Origin of the sequence: Cryomorpha ignava (assembly GCF_010686655.1) — a bacterium.
Taxonomy (GTDB): Bacteria; Bacteroidota; Bacteroidia; order Flavobacteriales_D; family Cryomorphaceae; genus Cryomorpha; species Cryomorpha ignava.
This window is the reverse complement of sequence record NZ_JAAGVY010000041.1, coordinates 13,496-40,321: the sequence shown is the minus strand read 5'-3', so window position 1 is coordinate 40,321 and position 26,826 is coordinate 13,496. Positions and strand designations below refer to the sequence as shown.

The following is a 26,826-nucleotide window of genomic DNA, read 5'->3' as shown; positions in this document are numbered from 1 at the left end:
CGCGATGAAAGATCATTTCAAACCATTTCAGATTATATTGTTAACAATCCTGCCAATTGGGATGAGGATTGTTTTAATAAATAGGCCGCAACGGGTATTACGCCGGTGGTAAAATTGTGGGTACCCGTGGTGGTATGGCCGTCACAATGTAGAGACAAGGCATGCCTTGTCTCAATTACGATCACATCATCCGCGATGAAAGATCATTTCAAACCATTTCAGATTATATTGTTAACAATCCTGCCAATTGGGATGAGGATTGTTTTAATAAATAGGCCGCAACGGGTATTACGCCGGTGGTAAAATTGTGGGTATCCGTGGTGGTATGGCCGTTACAATGTAGAGACAAGGCATGCCTTGTCTCTACCACGTGCCAATAATGCATTAATCCAAAACCACCCCAAAATTCGACAAACACCCCATTCCCCCAGCTAAATTGATTTTATTTAGCGATCTAAAAATCTAAACACCATTCCCATGCGTAGCTATACTGCGTTTCATATTGGAACGTCCAATTATAAACCTTATAATCAAATTCTTATGAAAAAAGTTAATCTTTTTGCGAAGGTGATGCTTTTCAGTGCTCTAGCGTGTTTCACGCTGAGTTCCAAAAGTTTTGCCTCCAGTCATAGGGAAGCTCCGTTAATCTCCAATGATCCATTGGCAGACAATACGGACCTTTATGCTTTTCGAAGCCCCGATGATCCGAACACCATTACAATTATTGCCAATTACATTCCGGCAGAATTGCCTTTTGGTGGACCTAATTACTACTCGTTTGGCGAGAATGTACGTTACGAAATCCATATCGATAACGATGCAACTGTGCCAGGCGATGAAATCATCTACCGCTTTGAGTTTTCAAAAGTAAATGAAGATCCCACTACGTTTTTTAACATCCGCTTGGGTGCAGAAAATCTGAAAACGACTTACACCATGTCTAAAAGTACAGATGGTGGCGAGACGTTTGTAGTGGTAAAAGAAAACGGTATTGTGCCGCCGCCAAATATCGGTTCGCGCTCTATCGAATCTACAGTAGGTTTAGGTGCAGCCAGTTACGAGGCTCTTATAACCTCTGCTATTACAACTGCAACCACTGGCGAAACAGTGTTTTGTGGACCTACCGACGATCCATTCTTTGTAGATCTTGGTGGTATTTTTGACCTTGGCGATTCGCCGCGCCAAAACAATGGAAACATTGTGCGCGACGGTTTAGCCCGTTACAATACACATGCTATTGTTTTAAAAATCGATATTGCCGACCTTCAAAAAGATGGTATGGGTGTTGATATGGCCGAGAATATCCTCGATGGCAATTACGTAATTGGTGTATGGGCTTCTGCAAGTCGCCAGCAAACCAAAACGCTTAATGCTGATGGTGCCGGTGCAGTAGAATCCGGCGATTGGATTCAGGTGTCGCGCCTGGGTATGCCACTTACCAATGAGGTTTTGGTTCCTATTGGCGATAAAGATTACTGGAATGCACTTACGCCTCACCAGGATTTAGCCAATATCGATCAGTTCGGGAATTATTTTTACAATCCTGAACTTGCTCTTTACATGGACGACGATAATTTTGGTGGTGCAGTTCCGGCTTTTGCCGCATTGCGCATTCAGGAAAACTCGCTCGGTGCATTTGACTTTACAAATGGTGCCGATGGTCTTTTTGGATTAAAAGGTATGCCGGCTCTTGACGGTACAGCTTTAGGTGCTGACAGCCCCTTCGAAGATTTGCTTCTTCCGGCCGCCGGTTCTCCACGATCTGTTGACCTTTGGCCAATTTTTCATACAGGTGTGCCAAATGCACGTCCGTACCAATTGGCTACCGGAAAAATGGGCGATCCATTAGCTGCAGGTAAACCATTTATAAACAACTTCCTTCCAAATGGAGGCGATATGTTGCGTTTAAATATGGCTGTGCCTCCTACCGATCGTGACTCTGAAGCATTCAGTTCACTTGGTCTTATACAGGCTGCCGTACTTGGTCTTACAGATCCGACTTACGCCAATACCGACATACAGTTTATTCCCAATATGGATGGATTTCCAAATGGAAGAAGACTTGAAGATGATGTAACACGAATTGAATTGCAGGCCGTAGGTGGAGTAGTACTCGCTGCCATAGGATTATGGTATGACGATTACAATGCTGCCGATCCAAATGCATCGCCGGTTACAAACCAATTGTTAAATGTACTTCAATATTCTACAGGAGTTGAGCAAAACGACACCACTTTCAAAAGTGCGTTTCCATATGTGCAGACACCCTGGAGAGGAACTGAAGTCTAAGAACCCAGAAAAAAAGATAATATGAAATCAATAATAAATACAATAACCAAAAGGTTATCGCTGGGGGTCTTATTTACGATCTTCTCGATATCGCTGGTAGTGGCTTCAAGCCACCGCGAGGCACCTTTAATTTCTAACGATCCTTTGGCGGATAATACAGACGTTTACGCGTTTCGTAGCCCCGATGATCCAAATACAATCACCATTATAGCCAATTATATCCCTATGCAATTGCCGCATGGTGGACCTAATTACTACTCTTTTGGTGAAAACGTTCGCTACGAAATACACATCGACAACGATGCTACAACTCCGGGCGATGACGTAACCTACCGATTTACTTTCACGAAAGTGAATGAAGATCCATCTACATTTTTCAATATCCGTCTGGGTGCTCAAAATCAAAAGAACACCTATACGATGGAGAAGAGTACAGATGGTGGCCAGCAATGGACTACTGTAATAGAAAATGGAGTAGTACCGCCTTACAATGTAGGCGATAGAAGTATAGAAGGCGCAGCCGGACTTAATACTACCTACGAAACGCTGTTTAACAGCGCTATTACAACTACCACTTCGGGCGAGTCTGTTTTTTGTGGACATATCGAAGATCCTTTCTTCGTAGATCTTGGAGGTATTTTTGACCTCGGAGATGCTCCACGTCAAATGGGTACTCCAAGAGATGGTTTAGCTTGTTACAACGTTAGCACAATTGCCATTAAAGTGAATATCTCTGACCTTCAAAAAGACGGAATGGGTGTTGACATGGCTGCTAATATCCTTGATGGAGATTATGTAATAGGTGTATGGGCATCTGCAAGTCGTCAGCAAATCAGAACGCTTAGTACCGATGGTACAGAAGCTTATGAAGGCGACTGGATTCAGGTATCTCGTTTGGGAATGCCGCTTACCAATGAAGTAGTTGTGCCTATTGGCGATAAAGACTTCTGGAATTCGTTAACTCCTTACCAGGATTTGGCCAATTTAGACCAGTTTGGAAACTATTTCTACAATCCTGAGCTTGCGCTTTACATGGACACTGCCTTCTTTGCAGCTGCAGTTCCCGCTTTTATGCCTTTGCGCATTCAGCGTAACTCACTCCAAGGTTTCGATTTTGGAAATACACAAGATGGTTTGTTCCCGTTAAAAGGATCACCAGCGCTTGATGGTACCGTGTTTGAGGCAGGTACCGCTTTTGAAGATTTACTTCTTCCAGCTGCCGGTTCTCCAAGATCTGTTGACCTTTGGCCAATATTTAATACAGGTGTGCCAAATGCACGTCCGTACCAATTGGCTACCGGAAAAATGGGCGATCCACTCGCTGCGGGTAAACCATTCATCAACAATTTCCTGCCAAATGGTGGAGACATGTTGAGACTGAATATGGCTACGCCGATAACACAGCGTGATGACGAAAACTTCAGCTCATTAGGGTTAATTGCGGCGGCAGTTGCGGGTCTTACAGATCCGGCTTACGCCAATACCGACCTTGAGTTTATTCCAAATATGGATGGTTTCCCTAATGGACGCCGACTTGAAGATGATGTAACGCGTATTGAGCTACAAGCAGTAGCAGGTATCGTTCTTTCAGCTATCGGCCTTTGGGAAGATGATTACAATGCCGATGAAGACGACAGTCCGGTTACTGATCAGCTTCTTGCCGAGCTTGGTTACACCACAGGTGTAGAAGAAAATGACGTACCTTTCAGAGTCACATTCCCTTACGTTCAACTTCCTTTTTCAGGAACTTCAGAGTGTAGCGGATTGGCAATTGAATATGTGCAGCCAGATGTACTTCCGCCTACCGAGTTTGATAATGGTTGCGACGAGTTCGTATACTATATTTCAGACCACGCTGCCGCGGATGGAATCTCTGATATCTACGCAGTAACCCTCGACGACGACAGTACTGCTACGATGAGTTATTTGATTACCAGCCAGATAGAGGTGCATATTGCATACAATGCAATGGATAACCTGATTTACGCTATAAGCAAATTTGAAAACTCGTACAGAACGATTGATCCCGCTGCGGCTACACCTGTGTTTAGCGCTCCTGTTTCTCTCGGTGGTCAATATGGAGAAATTACAGCGGCAGTATTTAATGCCGATGGAAAACTTCTTATTGGTAGTCAGAATCTAAATCAGATTTTCTGTGTGAATGTTACTTCAGGTATGGTTACCAATTACGATAGCTATGCTCCCGTAACAGGTGGTGACCTTGCGTTTAACTCAAGCGGTATGCTTTTCCTCACTACTCGTAGCGGTATGGGCGGACTTTACGAAGTGTATCCTGCAGATGTAATGCCAGATGTGCTTCTTGCCAGTGTGCCAAATCCGGTTACCGGACTTGCCATCACCGACAATGACCAGCTATTGGTATCTACACAGGGTAGAACTGTTCTTCAATTGCTTAATGGAGATGGCTCTGCCGGCGAAATGGATTTCAACTTGATGCTTGATGGTGAGCCGTACACTTTACGTGATGGTGACCTTGCTTCAGGATGCGGTGCATTTACCGAAGATGATGATACAACTCCACCGGCAGCTCCGGCTGAAGTTCAATCTCAGCTTTCTGCTTTCCCAAATCCTACATCAGGCACATCGCAGGTTGAATTTACAACCGTACAAACAGATCGTGCAGTAGTAGAAGTATTTGACTTAAGTGGACGAAAAGTGGCAACAATTTTTGATGCCGTGGCTCAAAAAGATCAGCCATACCGTGTTGATTTTAATGGAGCACAACTTCCAAATGGCGTTTACGTCTACCGATTAAGAACAGGTAGTGAAACGATTATAGAGAAGTTTATGATTGCTAAATAAGTCAAGTTTATTGACTCTTACAAAAACCAAAAAGGGGGGATGGGAAATCCCATCCCCCTTTTAATATTCAACAAAACCTTAACCTCTGCGCACTTTTCGTAAAACCTCATGCCTTCGGCTTGCTCCGAGATTTGCGCCTTAGCGGTTAAATAGCACCACACAAATACACTGCACACACACTCAAACTCAATAGCTCAAACAATACTTTAACCCTTACCACCAAAAAACAACAAACCAATGAAATATCTAAAAACATTTTCTCTTCTTTTCATAACCTGCCTAATCTTATCCCTTTCTCTAAACTCTTGCAATCAAGATGCAAAGGGCGAAAATACAGTAGAAAAGGCAGATGCTAAAGAAGAGACCTTTAAAAAAGTTCCGGAGCTCATAGAGCGACGCGTTGCCTTAGGAAGCAATGAAGAAATGGATAAGATTTTTAGCACCTACGACAAAAACGTAAAAGCGCTCGAAAAGAATCCCAACGATATGGAAGCCCGCCTTACACTGAGTGAGGTCTTTATAACCGAGGCACGCCTTACCGGAAATCATGCCTACAATTACGATGCTGCCTTGCAAGTGCTTGATGATGTTCTGGCTTCCACCAAAACGAATAAAGACCAGCGGTTTCGCGCCCTTATGAACAAGGCGACAGTAAAGCTGAGCCTTCACAAATTTGACGAGGCCCTCGCCACCGGCAAGGAGGCGCTCGCGCTAAACAATAGAAATGCCGGAATTTATGGCGTTTTAGTCGATGCCAATGTAGAGCTTGGAAACTATAAAGCCGCGGTAGAGATGAGCGACAAAATGGTGGGCATCAGACCCGATCTGCGTTCGTATTCGCGCATATCATACCTTCGCCAAATTCACGGCGATATAGATGGAGCCAAAGAAGCTATGGATATGGCCGTAAAAGCCGGTTATCCCGGAATGGAGCAAACAGAATGGTCTCGTGTAAATCTCGGAAAACTCTATGAGCAATACGGTGATTTGCGCACAGCCGAAATGCATTATACCATCGCTTTACGCGAAAGACCAAACTATCCCTACGCCCTTGCCGCTATGGGGAACCTGGAGCGCAAAAAAGAAAATTACACCGAAGCCGAAGACTACCTTACCCGATCGATGCAGTATATCAACGATGCCGGATTTTATACCCTACTTGGGGATGCTTACCGCGATCAGGGCATGACCCAAAAGGCAGATTCTACCTATAATCTCGCCCTGCGCATTATGGAATTCGGCACAAATAAAACCGATGGAGCAACGCCTATGGATGGAAACGCCAAAGCTTACGCCAATTTAAACGGAAGCCACGGCCACCAACACGGGTTAGAAATTGCAAAACTCTATATGAAGCTTGGCAAAGACACTGATAAAGCGATGGAAAACATTATGCTTGATTACGATATGCGACCTGACAATATTGACGTTAACAAAGAGCTTGCGCTCATTTATTATGAAGAAGGAAATATTGATGAGGCAGCAAAATACCTAAGCAAGGCCATGGCCACCAATTCAAAAGACCCGGAGCTTTACAGCCTGAAAGGTCTTATTGCCATAAAACGCGGCGATGCCACAGCTGGAAAGCGCATTATTCGTGAATCGTTTAAAACAAACCCGTGGCAAGAAGCCATTACTACCGATGAAGCTAAGGAAGCTGTTTCTTAAACTTTAGATTATTCCTATTTTACGAAACTTTCGTGATAAAACCTGCAGCAGTAATGTTGTGGGTTTTTTTGTGATGAGATTAAGTTTTGCCCGTTTTGTGATTGTAGTGATTAGTAAGTGGTTTTGGCTAGTATGCCCGAGGCAAAGCAAACAAGAATAGCAATCTCCACATTCTTATTGATTTTGAACTAAAGGTTGATCTTTTAGAGTTAATTGGGGGTGGAGCAAGAGCTTTCAGAGCTATTGGGAATTAAAGTAGATTTAATAACCATCAAATCAGTTAATCAAAGTCTGAAGCCTTACATTGAAATTGATTTAATAAGAATGGTATGATAAAAGATCCTGTAATTAATTACTAAACTGCATTTTTGATCGTGTTGTTCCTCTTCCGCGCCATAGAATAGAAAACAAGAAGCCCCATTGCACCCATTGCAAGACCCACCGGCCAGGCGTAACTTGCAATCAGTGAAGGGCTTTTTTGAATTTTTCCGTCCTCGCCCGTTATTACCACGCCACCCCAATAATACGGCGCAGAGAGCTCGCCGCCATGATTTTCCAGATAGTCGAGCTTGGCTTGGCGCAATGCATCGGCGTAAGCCATATCATCTTCTATGTATTCGTAAAAGCTTTTTATAATCCAGGTTGATTGTTTATCGTCTATTTGCCAGAGGCTATACACCACATTTGGGCAGCCGGCGTATTGAAATGCGTGCGCAAGCGACATAACACCATCGCCCTCGCGGTAAGCGCCCAGACCGGTTTCGCAGGCCGTAAGAACAGATAAATTGGCGTGGAGCGGCTGGTTGTAAAGTTCGTAGGCGTAGAGATATCCATCATCGTCGCTGCCGGCAGTGGGAGTGAGAGCGAGATAGCTCATCAAGGGGTTAGCATCTTGCAGGCGGGCATGGGTGCCAAAGTGAAGAATGCCGGCGGTGGCAGCGTTTTCTCGAAAAGATTTTTCGGTAGCATCGCTGCCCGTCAGAACTTTCCCCCTGGTTTTTAGCTCTTCGGCAAATTCTACCGACCAAGGGGTTTGCACCCAATTGGTAAAAATAGTGTCGGCAGCAGTATTTTCTGGAAGGGCATCGCGGTATGAGGTTTTAAGCTCATCCGAGAATCCGGGAGCGATGGCTAAAATTCCGGTTCCCGTTGTTTTATCATCTTCGTATTGAAGGCCTTTGATTAATTGGTTATTTTTATCTTTCCTATCCTCTTGAATTTTTCCCGGAAGGGAATTGCGCAAAATAAACGTATGCTTTTTGAGCAGCCATTCCCAGTTTTCAAAATCAACACCGGTTGGAAGACTTGAAATGAGTGTTTCGAAATTAAGATAGTTCAGTATTCCGTCTGGAATGATCTCTACCCGGCTTTTAAGATTTTCTTCTATAGGTTGCCATAAAAGAGAATAGAGATAGTAGCTAAGCGATGCTATTCGCATCGCGTCGGCTCTCTCTTCTATCAACGTGCGGTAAGTGCGCACAGAGTCTTGCCAGCTTGCGGGCAAATGCAGCAAAGTGGACTTGAAATTTCTGCTATCGGCAATCATTACCACTAGCGCAGTGTCGGCATCAAAATAAGCTACAAGACTAGATTTTGATTTAGTCAGGTTTTTTTGCACTTCCTCTATCGATGGAATGGTGGGAGCATACCGTACCTCGTACCACTCGGGGTAGGTTTCGTGAAGCATTTTTTGATAACTGCGCCAGCGGTTTACGGTTTCAAAGCGAAGCTTATTCCAGTATTCATCCTGCTGGTCTCTGGCTTTAGCCTGTGCAAAACGCAATTCTTCGCGTAGCTGCCTATCCTGTTCTACCACCGAATCTGGTACATTGGCATACCGCATGGCATGTCGGTTTTGCAGTGCCGAGCGAATAGACGCAGACCGGCTTTGCTCCAAACTATTGAGATAAAGACCAGTGTTTTCAGCAGCATTGGGCTTTAAACCAGCCAGCAAAACTCCTTCGCGATAAATGTCTTTTATAAGTGGGAGAAGAGAATTGTTTTCATTTTCGAAATTTAGCAATGGCCAGAGCTGCTCCATGAGCCCATCCATCGTTTTCATAACTTCTACACCTTCTTCAAAACTGTTTTCTGTTATTAAATGCTTTTTACTAAGTAATGTACTGAGATGAAAGTCAATGAGTTTTAGTACGAAAGGATCTACATAAGCCACCGGATATTGCGAGAGCTTCTGAATGTTGAGCGGTTTTGTTTTTGGATTGCATATTGCCTCCCAGCTTTTTTGAATATAACGGGAGGTGCTGTCAGGCTCATTTATTTCATAAAAGCGTTCAGCTAAGTGCAGATTGTTTTCTAGCGTCCACTGATGTTGATCTGTAACGGTTGCCGAATAGATATTAAGGCAAGTTCTGTATTTGTCAAGTGCATCGGCGTGGTTTCCCAAGGCCCATTCTATATCTGCGAGACCATAAAGTGAGTTTGCGGTTTTTGGATGATTTATGCCTAGAACCGCATGTCTTTTTTCATACGACTCCTGATAGTAGTTCCTGGCTCGTGCTGTGTCTTTCCTGTCCTGCGCAGTCATAGCGAGATTAAAGGTGCTCTGTGCCAAATCAACTTCCGATTTTTCTTCCATCGCTTCTCGTTGTTGCAACGAAAGGTAAAAAAGCGAATCGGCTTTCATGTAATTGCCTTGGGCGTACCAGCAACCTCCTAAACCATCGTACATATTGGCGCGGTAAAAATGCGGATTGGGCAAAAGACTGTCTGCGAGGTTTAGGCCTTTGGATAAATAAATACGCGCCCGGTCATAATCTTCAAGCATGGAGTAAATGGAACCCATATTGTGGTATTCATTCATGAGCGAGTACGCCGCATGTTGCTTTTCGTGAATGGCTATGGCATTTTCAAGCAGGGCTAAAGCTTCAGAAATTTGCCCCATATCAGATTTAATAATGCTGAGGTTTGACGCTACGCTTAATAGCTGCGGATGATCTGCCGGAAGGTGCATTTGTAAAATGCGGTATGCTTCCTCGTATGCCTTGCCAGCTTCGGCTTTGAGACCCATCTCATCGTACACAGAGGCAAGTGAATTGAGGTTGTAGGCAATCTCTTTAGCCGTAGAGTCAAAAATGGCGTACCGTAGTTGCAACGCCTCTTCCACCAGCCTTCTGGATTGATCTAACTCATCGGTATAGATGCATACCAACCCTTTCCATTCGGTGGCTTTCGCCAAAATGAGCGTATCGGGGGTAAGCCGTGCACCTTCAAAAGCTATACTCTTATTGAGCATTTCTTTGGCTTTCGAAAATTCAGAAAGGTAAAGCAGATTGCTTCCGTAAGTAAAATATAGTCCACCAGTAAATGAAGGTAGAGCTTGATTTCCTTCAAGCTTTGCTATGAGCTTTCCCGATTCTTCTACAGATTCAGTCGGCATTCCCATTACACCCAGCGTATGGGCGTGTCTGTATTGATAAAAAGCAGTACTGTCTATTTGGTTTTGTGCTTTCCAATAGGCTATTAGCGCATTTGCTTTTTGCAGAGCTTCTTCATAGCGACCGCTATCGTATTGTTGATTAAATTCAGTCCGCAATTTATCGCCGGTATTTTGGCCCGAGGATATAAAAGGGATCATCACCAAAAGAATGACAGCCAGGAATCTATACATTCGATAAAGATGGTGAATATTTTATTGAAAATCCAGTAGAATTTACAGAACGTTTCGTTTTACCTAATCGCAAGGCGCCCCTACTAGTTTTTCATCCACACCACAGGTTTCACCAATACGTCGCTCATAAACTGAAAGGTGTAAAGTCCGGCACCAAGTTTATCAACAGGAATGCTCAATCGCTCACTACCATTTACACTATAAGTGGCAATTTCTCTACCTGCAACATCAAATAGTTTTACCGTATTGATTTGAATACCAGAAGCCCACTCCAAATTTATTTCGCTCGTAGCCGGATTTGGATATACCTTTGCTTCGTAGGTGATTTCAGCTATTGCTGAAGCGAAATCCATTACGGTAGAAACAGTATTGGTAACAATAGGTGCATTAAAATCGAAAAAGATATAAGCCGTGTTTTCAATAGATTCTCCATCGGCCATTCCTGGCAAAGGGTTTACTTCGTATCTAATAAAACCATGGCTTTCCGGCTCGTTGGCAGTGCTATCGGGAAGGAAAATTTGATCGAATTCGAAATAATAGACATTTCCGTTTCGGGTTACGTTTACATCGTGAGAGGCCGAGACAACCATAAAAGAATTCAGATCGAGATTTGAATCGAGGGTATCTACAATCAGCACGCGCTCGGCATAATAGGTACCAGTGTTTTGAAACCGTACCATGTATTTCAATGGCTCATCGCCCGAGTTAAAATCGGGGTGGATAGTTGAGTGACTTACCGCTTTATCGTTCGGATCGTATGAGCCAACTACTGTACTTGGGTATGTGGAAACATTGTCGCTGCTGTTTTCATCGTCTGCCACGGGCAATATTTGAGCGGTTGATTCAAGCTCTGTACCAATGCTCACTGTATCATTTAAATAGGCCGTAACCGAAAACATTCCACCTTCAAACGGGCAGATTTGAGGAATACTTAAAACAGCAGTATTTTCTGAAAAGGAAACATCACCGTTTGAAGCGGCTGTAATTAGCAAAAGGTTATCTAAATCGAGGTTTATACTCACATTATCAATGCACTCTGTACCTATGTTTTCATAGTAAACCATGTATTCTGAACTAAAACCGGGTCTGTCTGCAGTAGAAGCAAAAAGGTCTATCTGCAAATCTTCTATCCCGGGTGTAGGAGCCAATGCAAAGTCGAGATTGTCTAAAATATCGCCTGTATTAACTGTAAATGAAACATCGGGGGCCGAATAGTAGAGCGGTGGGTTTAATATTGACAATATACCACTTCCACTTTGTGAACAATCAGAAAAATGTCCGGTGGTAGATGCGAATATGTTTTGTGCGTCGAGAGAGTTGTTTATCAAAGCATTGCCATATCCAGATTCGCTTTCATCTTGGGTAGAATTGGAATTTAAATCATAGTAAGCAGTTCCCTGAATGCTTGATTCGCAAGGAGAGGAATTGATTATTAATGATACGGCAAATAGCATTCCGTCGTCCATTCCCAAGTTATCTGTGACTCTAACTACCCAAACTCCTTCGGGATTAAGGCCTTCGAGTACCGAAAGGGATTCAGAAGGGCTAAAGAATCCTTGGAGTACCGTGCCGGTGCTCCCTATATTAGGTTGACCATCCTCAAAAATAACACTAAACCCCATGTTTCCTCCTAAACCATTCGGCCAGGTAAGTAGCGTTACAGATGCTCCTTGCGGACTTATCAACTCAACAGATAAATCGCCGTTGAAAGTATGACCCAAGTCGATAAATACAGAAATGTCTTCAATTTCTTCAGGAAATTCTGCTGCGGGAACTGCTATATAGCTGTCTTGAATAAAACCTGTGCCATCAGCGAGATAGGTGAACGGCTTAAAGAATAAATCTCCAAAGTCAATACCGGGATCATTCAGAAGGGAAAAAGCGCTTATATAAAATTTGTTTATCCCAGATTCATCTCCATTCGAACAGGTAACCGAAAGTTCAGCAGTGAAATAGTAAGTATCTATAGAATTAAAAGTTGATAATATACTCGAAACATCAAAATTTACAGCGTTTATTCCGGGTATGACACTTCCTGATAGAACCAAAGGTGTAGCAAATCCGAAATCCTGCTGTCCATAATCGCCCGAGATGGTCAAAGTATAAGATTGTGCACCCTCTGGAGGAGTGAAGGTAACGGTTACATCAGTTACGGCTGGTGCCGACCAATTTTCAACAATAGGAGCATCACATTGAGAATAGGTGGTTGCAATTGAAAATAGGCCAAAAAGGGTAGTAGAAAAGCTTTCATAGTTTAGGGAGATTGGTTTATAACCGATTGACGGTGTAAATTGGTTTGAGGTTGCTTAATTCCAAGGATAATGATCAGAGTAAAATTGCGACCATTAAGAAAAAATGCGATTCCGAATGAAATTTATAGAGTACGATAATTAATTGGACTACTACATATATAGCTAATAATCAGTATATTGAAGGGTGTAGGTTGGAAAGGACTAAAAGATCTAAATGCTTAAGAATGAACCTTCTTTTAGGAACTGCGTAAAAGGCGTAGATATTACTTTGAGCGTTTACCGATAACCCCCTTATCATGAATAAAACGATTATAATTTTTTCGTTTCTAACTTTTTTATTTGCCGGAAGGCTAAGCGCCCAGGCTCCGGCTCATATTAATTATCAGGCTGCTTTGCGCAATACCGAAACCGGTGTAGAACTTTCAAACCAGCAAGTTTTTATGGTGGTTAAGTTTTTAGACGGTGGCCCCGGCGGGGAAATCGTTTATCAGGAAGAACACGACAATGTGAATACTTCGCTTTACGGTATCATAAACATTCAGCTTGGAAATGGAAACCCGGTACAAGGAAATTTCAGTGCAATTCCATGGGAATCTGGCGATATCTGGCTCGACTTGGAGGTAGATGCCGGTAAGGGATTGCAATCAATCGGAACCACAAAGTTTTCGAGCGTTCCTTATGCACTCTACGCGGCAGATGCTCCACAAGCAGAACCCGATGGAGATGGAGACTCAACAAATGAAATTCAGGATCTGATTTTTTCAGATAATGTGCTCACTATTTCAAATAATAACAGCGCATCAACTATCGATTTGAGCGGTTATGTAAATACGCCAGACGATGATAGCGATCCGACGAACGAAATTCAGGATATTAGCCTTACCGGAAATACACTGCGCATAACCGGAAACACGCAGGCGACTGATATTGATCTTTCCCCTTATGTTAATGTACCCGATGCTGACAGTGATCCAGCCAATGAGTTAATTACAGCTTTTGAGTACAATCCGGTTACAGCTATTATTTCTATAATTGAAGGTGGAGATACACTTACACAAGATCTATCAACTCTTGCCGGTGGGGGAGGTCCCGATGCCGATGCTGATCCTACAAACGAAATACAGGACTTATCTCTTTCGGGAAATATCTTAAAAATAACGGGAAATCTCACAGCTACGAATATTAACTTAAGTCCATATGTAAATGTTCCCAATCTTGACAATGATCCTGCAAACGAGATTCAGGATTTATCCTTTACGGGAGGCACTTTAAAAATAACCGGCAATTCTTCTGCTACAAATATCGATTTAAGCGGATTTACGAATGTTCCCAATCTTGACAATGATCCCGCAAACGAAATTCAAGACCTTGTACTTACTGGAAATAATCTAAAAATATCGGGAAATTCATCTGCCACGGATATCAATCTTGGTGCGTACAGGCAAGATTTATCCCTTACAGGAAATACGTTGAAAATAACGGGAAACCCATCTGCGACCAATATTAACTTAAGTCCATATGTAAATGTTCCCAATCTTGACAATGATCCCGCAAACGAAATTCAGGATTTGAATCTGACAGGCACCACCCTTAAAATCACAGGAAATTCATCGGCTACAAATATCGATTTAAGCGGATTTACGAATGTTCCCAATCTCGATAACAATCCTACAAATGAGATTCAGGATTTGAACCTAACAGGTACTACCCTTAAAATCACAGGAAATTCTTCTGCTACAAATATCGATTTGAGCACCTATAAAAATGTTCCCAATCTCGATAACAATCCTACAAATGAGATTCAGGATTTGAATTTAACGGGCACCACGCTTAAAATAACGGGCAATTCTTCTGCTACAAATATTGATTTGAGCACCTATAAAAATGTTCCCAATCTCGACAACGATCCTGCAAACGAAATTCAGGATTTATCCTTTACAGGAGGAACATTGAAAATTACCGGAAATTCATCGGCTACAAATATCGATTTGAGTGGGTTTACAAATGTTCCCAATCTTGACAATGATCCCGCAAACGAAATTCAGGATTTGAACCTAACAGGTACTACCCTTAAAATAACCGGAAACTCTTCTGCCACAAATATTGATTTGAGTACCTATAAAAACGTGGCCAATCTTGATAATGATCCCGCAAACGAGATTCAAGACTTGAACCTTACGGGAAATACACTTAAGATAACGGGGAATTTATCGGCAACGAATATCGACCTGAGTCCATATCAAAACCAACCTTTACCGCAAGGACAAATATTTGTGGGTAACACGTCAAATGTGGCTACACCTCGGTCAGTAACCGGCGATTTATCTCTTTCAGATGCCGGCGTTGTGACCGTTTCCGGGTTAAGAGGTATTCCAATCTCAACAACCGCACCTACAGATGGCCAAAAGCTCGCTTACGATTCGGGTACCAATACGTGGGTGCCTGTGAGTGATGCGAGTGTGTCGGCTTCAACAAAATATTACTCTGTTGATCCTATGGATTTTGTGGAACTTAACGATCCTGACGGATATGCTAATTTGAATAAACACAATGGACTCAAATTTTTTAATGAAAGCGCTCCTTTCGCCATGTTGCGCAACGAATCTATCAGAAAAATTGGTGCCCCCGTTCATTTGCCACATGGTGCAGAAATCACCGAGATCAAGTTTTATATAAAAGATTCTGGCCCTGGAATTATGAGGTACTCAATAGAACGAAAGCAACTGACCAATTACAGTACCGGAAACACAATACTGGCTTCGGGCCTAAGTAGTGCGGTAAGCGGAAATTCTACACAAACATTTAATGTAAACTCAAATAATGTGGTGAATAATCAACTTTATAGCTACCGCGTATTTGTAAGTTTTTCGGTAAACTTCGATGAAGACGATGAAGACGATCCGGATGATGTAGAGCAGGTGGTTTATGGTATTGTAATAAGTTATACTGAGTAAAATCACCTTTCGACCGTATCACTAATTTAGTTTCTCAGTACTGATTGGCTGGTATTTCAACATTCAACAGATAGTAGATGGACGAATTTTGGATGGTGTTTTCAAAGTTTATAGCATTGTAAGATTGGTTCAAAATCAAATAGGTTTAGGAAGTGGAAATATGTACATTTCCACCGAAACTTTTTAAACCTAAAACTTATGAAGAAATTATTTACTTTATTGGCCATGACAGCTTTTGTGGCCGGCGCAAATGCGCAGTTGTTTAACGACGATTTTGAAAGCTATGCCGCTGGCGACTACATCGGTGTACAATCTGATGTGTGGACTACCTGGTCTGGTGCAGTTGGCGGAGCTGAAGATGCACAGGTAGTTACAAACCAGGCCAACAGCGGCATGAACTCTATTTACTTTTCTTCGCCAGCTACCGGCAATGGCGGGCCTCAAGATGTGATTTTGCCTTTTGGACAAGTATATACCGAAGGGCTATTCACATTTACTACTTCTATGCGTGTAGCCAATAACAAGCAAGGTTATTTCAATTTCCAAGCTGAAACTACGCCCGGAATTACTTGGACAATTGACGTAACCGCGAGCAATGGAATTGTAATAGTTTCTGAAAGTGCAGTTACGATAGCGGCCGGAGCATATACGCCCGAAGAATGGTTTGAGATTACAATCGAAGCCAATCTTACATTGAATCTTTGGAAGCTGTATATCGATGGAGAATTAACAGGCACCTTTTCTAACGGTGTAAATCAAATCGCCTCCGCTGATATTTTTCCTGTCGCCGGAGCTACCTTTTGGGTTGATGACGTATCTTTTGACTGGGAAGAAGTAACTGTTCCTGCTTTTAATTTAAGTGCCGTTGATCTAAGCGGCATCGGAAGTCTGGGCGGTCCTGAATACAGCCCTACTGCGATAGTACGAAACAATGGAATGGATGAAATTACTTCATTTGACATTGATCTTACGTACGCAGGTGGTACATTTTCTCAAACCATTACTGATATCAATTTAGCGGCAGGCGAATATTTCGAAGTAGCCATGGGAGATGGACTAATTTTAGACGGAGGCTTGCAAACGATTACTGTAGAGGTGAGCAATATAAACGGAATGGTAGCCGATGACTACTCTGATGATGACATTTATGTTTTAACTTCCAACGCAATACCGGCTGCGGTAGGCAAGCGAGCGGTGGTAGAAGAAGGCACAGGAACGTGGTGTCAATACTGTCCGCGTGGTGCTGTAACAATGGAGCGTATGTCCAATCTCTATGGAGATTCATATGTAGGAATAGCGGTCCACAACAATGACCCGATGGCCGTGGCTGTTTATGATACAGGATTAAATCTAAATGCATTTCCTGCCGGGAAAGTAGATCGTGGCCCACAAGTAGGAGATGGTCAATTTGAACAAGGATGGCTACAGCGAATGCAAGTTGCTCCTAAAGCTTATGTAAGCCTTGGTGCGCAATACGATGAAGTTACTCGCCTGCTCGAAGTTGTGGTAGATGCAGAAATGGTTGAAACCGTTACTGGCAATTACCGTTTCGGCCTGGCAATTACCGAAGATGGTGTAACAGGTGTAGGTCCAGGATGGGCGCAAGTGAATTTTTTCAGCGGTGGAAGCACGGAAATGGGTGGATATGAAGATTTACCAAATCCCGTTCCTGCCTCTATGATGGTTTACGATCATGTTGCGCGTGCAATATTGCCTGATTTTAGCGGTGCGCAAGATATTTACACGGTAGAATATACTGCCGGCGAAACGTATGGTTTTAATTTTTCTATTACACTACCAGTAGGTTGGGATATAGATGAACTAAATCTTGTGGGAATGTTTTATGCGCCGAATAACCGAATAGACAATGCATATGGTATTGATCTGGATGGTGCAATAGCAAACGAATGGTACGATTCTGGAAATTTTGTAGGTCTAACAAAATTGCCTGAACCTGAAGCAAATATTAAATTGTATCCAAATCCTTCTACAGGTTTGAGCTTTGTTCAAATTGATTTGGAAACGGCCGAAAACGTTTCAGTAGATATCCGTTCAATTGATGGACGCCTTATTGCCAGCAGAGATTACGGTGTGCTTGCTACTACAAGCAGGCTACCGGTTAACACTGAAAATTATGCCGCCGGAATTTACATGGTGCAAATTAAAGTAGGTAATACACAGAAAGTGTTGAAACTTCTGGTAGACTAATTATAACTGCATATTTAATTGACTTAAAATGCACTCCACGAGGAGTGCATTTTTTTTTTTGATGATAAATGGTACGAAACCATTGTTGACAGAAACGATAAATTATGATTCTCGATAAATCGATATCTGTTTAATTGAAAGCTGGGTTAGAAAGGATACCCAATAGCAATATTCAAAATCAAGTTTTCTTTACGCCAGTCTTTGCTAAAGTCTATTTGATCTACTACCCAGGGCGAATCTACCTTGTAGGGCTTGCGCAGCGGAATACCTAGATCAAAACGGATTAATACAAACTCAACATCTATACGAAGCCCAAACCCTGCAGAGACAGCAAGCTGATTGAAAAATGATATAAATTTAAACTCTCCACCGGGCCGCGGTTCAGATGCATTTTTCAACCAAACATTTCCAGCATCAATAAAAACAGCGCCTTTTAAGAACCCCCCCATATCAAAGCGATTTTCTGCATTGAGCTCAAGCAAAATATCTCCTGTTTGGTCAAAAAAGCCATCGCCATTCTGATCACTATTGTAATACGTTCCCGGCCCTACCGATCGCGGTTGAAAACCGCGTAGCGACGAGGCACCACCCACAAAAAATTGCTTTGAAAACGGCAATTCCGAACTGTTCCAGTACGGTAGGCCTACACCTATATTTTGCCGCAGCACCAAATCATTATTTTTGCTGAGTTTGTAGTAGGTTCTAAAGTCGGCCTGAATACGCATATATTGGGCAAACGGCGTTTTCAATACGGTGTATTGATCAAACTCATTCTTAGTGCTGTTAGTCAAATTGTAAATTCCGTAAAGAATATTTCCTGCAGATTCGATGGATCCACCCACGTAGAACCGCACAAACTTCCCTTTTTCGGGCGGCGGTGCATAAGTTACGCTGTATGATGGTCCCACAATAAGCTGATCATTAAAGCTCTCGCGAGATAATATGCCCTCATCAAAAAGTTGTTCCAGTCGGTCTGAGGTTTTAAGCAGTTTTACATAATCTACACCCATTACCCGCAAATCGTTGTGCGTTGTGGCATTTCCCGAAAGCCATTCGTAACCAAAACTGGCCCCAAAACTACTCTGGGTGTAGTATTGTGGCTGGCTATAGAACCGGTATTGCAATCTGTATTTGGTGCTCGGCACATTTCCTTCACTATTATCGGCATTAAAAAGTGGGATGCCCACTCTGGGAAAGAGTAGGGTAGCGAGCAAATCTACATCATAAGATGCCTGACCCTTTTGATCGCCGGTAAGCTGTACCTCGTACCTGCCTGTTCCGGTAATTCTCAGTTTTTCGGCACCGCGAAAAATGTTTCTGTTGTAATACTCAAGTTGCACTCCCGGTCCGGTGTAATTGGTAGAAGTGGTAGATAGGTTTATCTCTGCTCTGGCAGATTGTTTGGGTCGGGGATTGGCAAGAAGTTTTGCTCTTAGCGTATATTCACTCCCCGATGTATCTACTTCGTAATTAATGTTTACAAACTCAAATACCTCCAGCCTGTTAAGCTGTTTTAGCGTTGTTTCTTCATCTTTACGGCTGTATAGTTCTCCCGGAGTAATACGTAAAAAAGGTTTGAGTTTTTTTGGTTTTAAAAATAGTTTATTCGGGTCAATAATTACTTTCAGGCTGTCGCCAATTATCTCTGTATTTGATGATCCCGCAGCCAGATTTACAGTAACAGAAGTTACCCGGTATTGCGAGATTGCAGGTTCGGGAAGTGAATCAGTGATATTTAGATGCAGCTTTACCCGCTGTTTATTATCACTGCTATCTGCCTCGTAATAGGTAAGGCCGGGTACAAAATAAAAGTATCCGTCGTTCTTAAAATATGAAGCTATGCTTTCGCGCTCCTCCTGCAGTTTTGATTTCTGAAACAGTTTTCCCGGTTTTACTTTTGGATCGAGTTGATGAGCCTGCTCCATTTTGGCGCATAAGGTATTGGTAGTATCGGTACAAATTCTTAAAGTATCAAAATAGTAAGGTTCCTCGAGTGTAATTATATACACTGCTGTGGCTTTGTGTTTTGTAGAATCAACTCTATTTTCTACATCGGCTCTGAAGAACCCGTTGTTTTCCAATTTCGATTCGATTATAGAAGTGTTGTTATCCAGATTTACTTCGCTCAGATAAACCGGTTTGGTACCCAGCTTAAACTTTATAAAATGCTTAATTCCTTTTTCTTTTTTCACTTCGCCCATTACCTGATAAATCCAGGTTCCCGGCCGACTTATGAGAAATCTTCTCGTGGCATCAGGTTTCAAATCTTCCTGCAGGTAGTATCTCAACTCTTTTGGAAGCGATGATGTCTTACCGGTGTATTCCGTTTCATGACCTTCAAAATATTTTTCGCCTTCCGGCAAATATTTATTCGCAGAGCAAGATGCCAGCAAAATCGCAAAAATGATATAGATTGCCGCATTTCTCATTTACCATCTTCGGGGTTTGGTTCATCATCATCGGCATCATCTCCTGACTTACCTTCATTTCCTAAATCACTTTGTATTTTAAAGATATTCCGTAGCCTATTAAAATCTTTCTGGTACAAAATACCTACACCCGTTCGGGTAATCTTTCCAACCACAATATCTTCCAGATCTGTGGTTCTAAAAGCCTTTAATCGATATGTGCCCTCGGGTGTAATTTTGTATTCGAGTGAAAGATTAGTCATCATTTCCTGCGAGTTTTGGGCATTCTGGTTGTTGTCTTCTAGCGCGATAGTGCTACCAACGCGAATAATTATCCTGTCGTTCATAAATGATTTGGCAAGGTCAATATTCAAATCAGTACTCGCCTGCCCGCCGCCGCCGTCGTAAGACTGGAGGTCGAAGTTTAAATCCACACCATTAATAAGCCTGTCACTTAGCGCATTGAGTTGTTGAGATAAGATTTGACTGGCACTGTTTCTTACCTGGTTCTCTACTAAATTTTGATCGCCACCTGTGCCTCCCGTGCTGATAAATGTGTTCAAAACAAGCAGAGCAAATACTTGCTTGTTCAACTCACTTTCATTTGCCGCTATTTCATTTAGCCTGGCATCTACGGCACCGCCTAGTGCTCCTTTGCTTTCTTTTGCCAGTCTGATAGAAAATTTCAATTCGGGTTTCATAAGTTCACCGGTAATGTTCATTACAACTTCAAAAGGCAGCTTTTGCGAAAAAGTACTATTGCTACTGGCTCCCGGCTGCGTGCTCATCAAGGCAGCCACATTCGCTCTGGTCGTATACAGGGCTGTAATATCCAGAATGGCATTTAATGGATCACCATTCCAGGTAAGCTGGCTGCCGCCCTGAAAATTAAACTTCTTCTTTACGATATTGTAAAAAGTCATTTGGTAAAAACCATCCTGTACTTTGTAAGTTCCATTCAGATTTAGATTGCCCGTGCGGTCGTAGGTTACACCCAGTTTTCCTCCGCCTTGTATCTGCAAGTAATCGCCTGCCAGCGAATCTATCAATACTCTGAAAATGGCATCTTTATCAATGTCAATTTCTCCATTCAGATCTATCGTGTTGGCATAAACATCCCGTTTTTGAATCTTCTTATTCTTCGTTCGGGTTAGAATATCTTCCTCTTTAGCGCCGTCAAAATCGGTCCAGATTATCATATTTTCGTCATAGCTGTCAGAGTATTCACTTTCTGGCACAACGTATGTCAATGCGGTTTCATCGGCAATATCAATATTCGCTTTTATTTTTGGTGCGACTAGCCTACCTGAAATGTCAATGTCTAAATCGGCCAGAAGCTTGCCGTAGTAGCCCTGATTTGCCTCTGCCTTTAAATCGGCAATCTCAAAATGATCGGCAGTGATGCTCAAATCGGCCCGCAAATTATTAAAATTTTGATGTGTGATATTTCCATCAATAACCAATTTTTGACCCGCCGAATCGGCAATAGCGAATGTATTGAATGCGATCTCATCGGTTTTAATATCAATTTTTTGATTGTCGATTGAATATGTCGATCCATTAGCTACAAGCCCTATTTTTCCTTTATTAAATTCAAGGTTTCCCTGAAGTTCGGGCTTTGCGGTCGATCCATCTATATCGATTTTTCCCGAAAGGGTACCACCTCCGGCATAAACAAAAGAAGGGGCAAGTTTAGCCAGAGCCGCCAAATCGAATCTGACGAGATTGAATACTAAATCTACTGCCGATTCATTGTCACTTTCTGGGGTAAGGCTGCCTTTCGCACTCATTTCTAGAGCCTCACCGTTGCTGCTTATGTCTATATTAAAAGATTTATCCACTTTATCGGCTTCCCATTTAAAGAGACCAAAATCAGCCTGTGCCACTGTTAACTTTTCTATCCTTCCATTTCCGGAAAAGGTGCCGTTGCTATTTAAGGTAAAATCACCAAATAGTCTTCCTGTCAGAATTTCGTTTTCTGTATTAATCATCCCCGAAAGGGTGGCCAAACCAAAGTTTGAAGCTGATAAATGCGTCGAATTTTCGGCTTCGTCTTTATTCATTTCCAGCTCGCTCTCGTTTCTGAAAATGCGAAGTTTAGTGATTTTAGTACCTTCTTTGCTGCTGTAAATATCGTTGTTAGGATCTACCTCCCATACTTTTTTGTTTAAAATAAGCGAGTCGGCGATGCTCAGCGAAAAGCCTTTTCTTAGCGAAACTGAATCTGCAATTAAATCTAGCCGAATATAGTAATCGGCTTTTGTAGAATCAGGTTTAGAAGTATCTTCATTTAGGAGCAATTCTATTTTAGCACCTTCCTTTGTGGTAGTGGTCATAAGGTGCACTTCGTCAAGGCAAAGGGTGTCCATTCCAACATGCTGTATGGTAAGATCTGTTGAAATATTCTTGTTGTTTCCACTTGCCGTAAACCTGAGGCTGTCAACAGAGTAAGATCGATATTTTATTTTAGGGAAGTTGATGTCGGCATTGATTGTAGCGCTTGATGCTTCAAAATCGATAGTAGCCGTGGCTGGTTCAAATGATTTTAAATCGGGAATAAAAAGATCGCGCAGAAGCGGGGTGTCTCTCGATTCGAAGGTCGCATGCCAGTACGCCGTGGTATCTTTTAGCGTTTTTTCACCACGGCCGAGTAAATTCACCAGTGCGGCTGTTAAATCTTCAATGCTGCGATTGGTTATGGAGTAGAGATCAAAAAACTGACTTGTGACTTTAGTCATAGATGAGTCTTCGCTTAAATAAATTTCCGCATCAATAGGTTCTATTTCAAACCGCTCACCATCGCGTACAAATATGGCATTACTAATTGTTGCATTTCCAGACTGGACTTTTTCGGTTTGGCTGTATTCTCCTTTTAGCTTGAGCTGGCCGCGCATATCTTCTTTTGTAATTCCCAATCCCTGGAGATCAATTCCTTGCAAATCGGCAGATGTTGTTATGCTTAAACCGGGGTACATCGCGCCGGAGCCACCCATATCCAGAGCGAAAAATGTATCACGCACTGCTAGCTGATACACGTAGAGGTTGCTGTCTAATGTTGCATCCAAGTCAATATTTCGGACATTATAAGCATCGTAAATTAAAGTGTCAATTCGGATAGTTGCATGGGCATATATATTGCTGTCAAGCGCATTTTCGGCATCGGCGGTAAGCTTAAAATCTGTTATAAATGGAACACTCAGACCCAGAAACCCGCCTATATCGAGATTTTGGGAATTTACCTTTGCGTGAATGGGCATCGATTTAGATTTATAGCCGCCACCGTTTCCAGAAATACTGATATTTCCATATGTGCTCCTTAATTCTGCAGTTAATTCTGTATTAAGGGTTTCAAAAGTGCCTTCCAAATCCAAATCCGAAACTTCGGGAATCATAGCTGTATCGATTTCAAATGCAGTTATATAATTCATTATATCGCTGCGTTCCAAATGAAGTTTTAAGTCGTTTACTACATAATCTTTTGTATCCCAATCTACACCGTCAGCTTCGGCATTTAGCGACAGGTTTGTATTGCCAATTTGAACGAGGAATTTATCGAGATTTATTTTATTGAGATTACCGTCTGCAATTGCGTCAATAAAAATGGTGTTGTCTGGCAAAATTAAAACGCTGTCAGCCACTCCGAGTTCATTGCCGATATGTTTTAAATCATAAGGTTTTAGAAAGGTATCAACTATTTTTAAAGAGGCATTCTCAAATTTCCCCGATTCTATTAAATCAGTGAGATTTTCGTAATTCACTTTTATATCTGCGTTTATCTCTGAACTGCCGTATTGTAAAAAAAGTGAATTGAGAGCAATCCGCTTTCGCGTAAAAAGAAATCCGGTTTGGAATTCCTGCAATCTGTCCAGAGCATTGTAAACTCCACGAAGTGATTTTAACTCACCCGAATATTCACTGCTATCAGCCAATAAATCTACTAACTCAATATGAATTTTGTCAAGCTCAAGCGTCGATTCAGGCTCTCCGTAAGTCTCCATTTTAAAACCTACCTGGTCAATATTCAATTCGTTCAATTTTAAGTCGATGGGAGCAAAGGGGTCTATAGGCTTATTAAGCGTGTCGGGAGGGCTTGGAGCCAAAGCCATTTCAATATTAGAGTTATTAAAATCCAGCTTATCAATCCGGTAAATCTGGTCGTTGATATCAAGTTTATCAACCAACAAATTAAGGTGGCCGATATCAAAGAAATACTTGTCAGGCGCAGCACCCATCTGGAAGTTTATGGTATTGTTTTCAAGCAGAACTTCGTGAACATCCAAGACCATTTGGTCACTGCTCTGGTTTGATTCTACTGGTTCTTCGGGAGTATCTTCGCGCACACCTATTCTCACAAAGGCATCACTATTAGAAAGTGAAATCTTTTCGGCGATATAGGCGCTGTTCATTACCGATACCCGATTCATCGCCACGGTAAGATCGCTGAGGTTGGCTGCTATAGAATCTTGAGTGGTAAAATCGTAATAGGTAAAATTAATATCGCTTAAGCGGGCATAGCCCAAAGAAAAATCCCATGCGCTGGCTGTTGTATCAACGGGCTGAGGAGTTGCGGTTGAATCGCTAAATCCTTCTGCTATAAAATCGTAGTTCCATCCACTGCCGTCGCGATTGAGCAATTGGGCGTCCACATCTTCAAGCACGAGTTTGTCAATGCGAATAGTTTTATCAAATAGATAGCGCCAGCCAACACTTATTTCAATATTTCCAATGCTTGCCAGTTTTTCATCGTCAGGTGTTTTCAGAGAAATGCCGTTAAGCTGAACATAGCCTGGAATACGTAAATCAATTTCTGCTATAGATAGATTTCCGCCCGTCTTTTCATTAAAATAAGTGGTGCCCTTTTGGAGTAAAAAGTCATGCACAGCAGGCACTTTTACAATAATCGCAATCAATATTAAGAGAAAAATGACAGAAAGTAGCACCCACTTCACTACTTTCCATAATATTCTAAATACTTTCCTCATAAAATTCGCTGCATTCACTCTTAAAGGTCAAAAATAGGCTTTTGATCATTAAGCATTTACCATGCCTTAATCTAATTTAAATAATTGCAGATGTTTTATACCTTCATCGCCCGTGAATAAACAGAGAATTCTCTCGCTTGTTTTGTTTATGCTGGCTTTATTTATCGCCGGTATTGCGCATTTTGTTAATCATCATTATCTCGCTGGATTGCAGTCAGATTTATTAAGAGAACAAACAACAGTTCTTACTTTTGATGATGCGTCGTATCTGGCTCCCGCCGAAAATTTTATAGCAGGCAAAGGCTGGAAAAGCAATGCTGCGGGCACTGCCTCAATTGCCACAAGAAGTCCGGGATATGGTTTGATCTATGCCGGCTTCAGGCTGATTTTGTCTAAACATCAGTCCTTAATTGCTTTGGTAGTAGTTCATTTTTTGTTGTTTGGAATCGCAGTGGCTTTAATTCCCCATATTGGTGCTTTTTTGAGTCTTAACTATCGCTTGAGCTATGCCTTAGCATTTGGTGTCGCTCTCTTACCTGTATTTTCAGGGTTTCTTTCATATACGCTCACCGAAGCCGTAACTCCATCGCTGGTTCTTATCATTCTCTACGGTCTTTTTAGATGTTATCGGTGTACGGTTTTAAAACTATTGCCAATCGCGCTACTTTTGGGATTTCTCATTTTGGTGAGGCCTCCAATGATTATTTGGGTTTTTACGGTCTTAATATTGGCAGCTGCACACTTTCGTGAAATGAGGTTCAAAAATCTGCTCTTTTTAGCAGGTCTTTCGTTACTTCCTATTATTATCTGGCAGGTTTCAATTTCTACAAAAACAAATGAGTTGCAAGGTTTGCATCCTATTTATCAAAACGATAACAATGATCTTTATCGCCCACTGCACCGCGATATTTGGAATTTTCACAAGAGCTGGGGTCAATCAGGGCAGGCATTTAATGCCACTGTAAACCAACTTTGGGCTGATGCTGTGCATAGTCATGATCCGCATAAATCGATATCCAATATTTTGAAGGCAACTGATATGGACGTAATTAACCTGATCGGCAAAGACCGTTTGAGAAATGCTTACCTGACGTATTTTGGAATATTAAAACGTCAGGTTCCTTATGCAAAAGCGAGTTTACCAATAGATGGTGTTAGAGATGAGGAAATCAATTTGGGTGCAACCTTTTCGCAGTTTCGTAGCAGCTATATACGTGAACATTGGTTTTATTCAAATATTTTTGTTCCGTTAAAAGTATATTTAAGCCTCGGTGCACACAGCAATTTGTCGCTTTATATTTTTCAAAAATCCTGGCGGGGAAATATCTTTATGGAAATGCTCCGCTATTTTTCTTTCTTCATCCACTTCGGTATTTTTGTTTGTTTCCCTTTTGCACTGCTGCTTACGCGAAAATCTGTACTTTGGCTTTCCGTTTCAATTCCAGTTTTAATCTATCTCGGTTATATTTGCATTATACAGCGCGGCGTCGAAGAGCGCTATACCTTGCCTGTGTTAATACCAATGCTGCTGGTTGTGGCGGGTGCAGCTCAAAAGTTATTTATGTATTTGAAAATGAATCGCCGCAATCAGGGTACAACCCAAACTTAATTTAA

Annotated in this window: 10 protein-coding genes; 6 read left to right on the top strand and 4 right to left on the bottom strand. The window is 42.0% G+C overall.

The features are described from left to right. Window positions 1-540: 540 nt before the first annotated feature. The 3 genes from G3O08_RS16660 (at window position 541) to G3O08_RS16650 (ending at window position 6,780) form a co-directional block, all read left to right on the top strand. The gene (locus tag G3O08_RS16660; protein WP_204336915.1) at window positions 541-2,289 is read left to right on the top strand and encodes a DUF4331 domain-containing protein; all 1,749 of its coding nucleotides are present in this window, start codon (window positions 541-543) and stop codon (window positions 2,287-2,289) included. 21 nt (window positions 2,290-2,310) lie between these two features. After that, window positions 2,311-5,112 carry a DUF4331 family protein gene (locus G3O08_RS16655; protein ID WP_163286591.1) on the top strand — a complete coding sequence of 934 codons (2,802 nt, stop codon included), beginning with the start codon at window positions 2,311-2,313 and terminating at the stop codon, window positions 5,110-5,112. Window positions 5,113-5,349: 237 nt separating this feature from the next. Next, the gene (locus G3O08_RS16650; RefSeq protein ID WP_163286590.1) at window positions 5,350-6,780 is read left to right on the top strand and encodes a tetratricopeptide repeat protein; all 1,431 of its coding nucleotides are present in this window, start codon (window positions 5,350-5,352) and stop codon (window positions 6,778-6,780) included. 355 nt (window positions 6,781-7,135) lie between these two features. Here the strand turns inward: G3O08_RS16650 and G3O08_RS16645 are convergent, their stop codons facing one another. Both G3O08_RS16645 and G3O08_RS16640 read right to left on the bottom strand, forming a co-directional pair. Next, window positions 7,136-10,408, bottom strand: coding sequence for a CHAT domain-containing protein (locus G3O08_RS16645; protein ID WP_163286589.1), 3,273 nt, complete (start codon window positions 10,406-10,408; stop codon window positions 7,136-7,138). 83 nt (window positions 10,409-10,491) lie between these two features. After that, window positions 10,492-12,507 carry a DUF7619 domain-containing protein gene (locus tag G3O08_RS16640; protein WP_163286588.1) on the bottom strand — a complete coding sequence of 672 codons (2,016 nt, stop codon included), beginning with the start codon at window positions 12,505-12,507 and terminating at the stop codon, window positions 10,492-10,494. Window positions 12,508-12,956: 449 nt separating this feature from the next. Here G3O08_RS16640 and G3O08_RS16635 point away from each other — a divergent pair, with 449 nt between their 5' ends. Together G3O08_RS16635 and G3O08_RS16630 are read left to right on the top strand one after the other, a co-directional pair. Continuing rightward, window positions 12,957-15,614: an autotransporter outer membrane beta-barrel domain-containing protein gene (locus G3O08_RS16635; RefSeq protein ID WP_163286587.1), complete on the top strand. Its 2,658-nt coding sequence runs from the start codon at window positions 12,957-12,959 to the stop codon at window positions 15,612-15,614. Between the two features lie 198 nt (window positions 15,615-15,812). Further along, window positions 15,813-17,822: a T9SS type A sorting domain-containing protein gene (locus G3O08_RS16630; protein ID WP_163286586.1), complete on the top strand. Its 2,010-nt coding sequence runs from the start codon at window positions 15,813-15,815 to the stop codon at window positions 17,820-17,822. 146 nt (window positions 17,823-17,968) lie between these two features. Here the strand turns inward: G3O08_RS16630 and tamL are convergent, their stop codons facing one another. Beyond that, window positions 17,969-20,251, bottom strand: coding sequence for a translocation and assembly module lipoprotein TamL (tamL, locus tag G3O08_RS16625; RefSeq protein ID WP_163286585.1), 2,283 nt, complete (start codon window positions 20,249-20,251; stop codon window positions 17,969-17,971). Further along, a complete protein-coding gene (locus G3O08_RS16620) occupies window positions 20,248-25,212 on the bottom strand; it encodes a translocation/assembly module TamB domain-containing protein (protein WP_163286584.1) in 4,965 nt (1,654 codons plus the stop codon). The genes tamL and G3O08_RS16620 overlap by 4 nt, the downstream gene beginning before the upstream one ends. Before the next feature lie 112 nt (window positions 25,213-25,324). Here G3O08_RS16620 and G3O08_RS16615 point away from each other — a divergent pair, with 112 nt between their 5' ends. Beyond that, the gene (locus G3O08_RS16615; RefSeq protein WP_163286583.1) at window positions 25,325-26,821 is read left to right on the top strand and encodes a hypothetical protein; all 1,497 of its coding nucleotides are present in this window, start codon (window positions 25,325-25,327) and stop codon (window positions 26,819-26,821) included. Window positions 26,822-26,826 lie beyond the last annotated feature (5 nt).

What these genes read in the sequence shown, in the direction of transcription:
- G3O08_RS16660 (WP_204336915.1), top strand. Translation starts at nt 541, where the DNA reads ATGAAAAAAGTTAATCTTTTTGCGAAGGTGATGCTTTTCAGTGCTCTA.
- G3O08_RS16655 (WP_163286591.1), top strand. Translation starts at nt 2,311, where the DNA reads ATGAAATCAATAATAAATACAATAACCAAAAGGTTATCGCTGGGGGTC.
- G3O08_RS16650 (WP_163286590.1), top strand. Translation starts at nt 5,350, where the DNA reads ATGAAATATCTAAAAACATTTTCTCTTCTTTTCATAACCTGCCTAATC.
- G3O08_RS16645 (WP_163286589.1), bottom strand. Translation starts at nt 10,408, where the DNA reads ATGTATAGATTCCTGGCTGTCATTCTTTTGGTGATGATCCCTTTTATA.
- G3O08_RS16635 (WP_163286587.1), top strand. Translation starts at nt 12,957, where the DNA reads ATGAATAAAACGATTATAATTTTTTCGTTTCTAACTTTTTTATTTGCC.
- G3O08_RS16630 (WP_163286586.1), top strand. Translation starts at nt 15,813, where the DNA reads ATGAAGAAATTATTTACTTTATTGGCCATGACAGCTTTTGTGGCCGGC.
- tamL (WP_163286585.1), bottom strand. Translation starts at nt 20,251, where the DNA reads ATGAGAAATGCGGCAATCTATATCATTTTTGCGATTTTGCTGGCATCT.
- G3O08_RS16620 (WP_163286584.1), bottom strand. Translation starts at nt 25,212, where the DNA reads ATGAGGAAAGTATTTAGAATATTATGGAAAGTAGTGAAGTGGGTGCTA.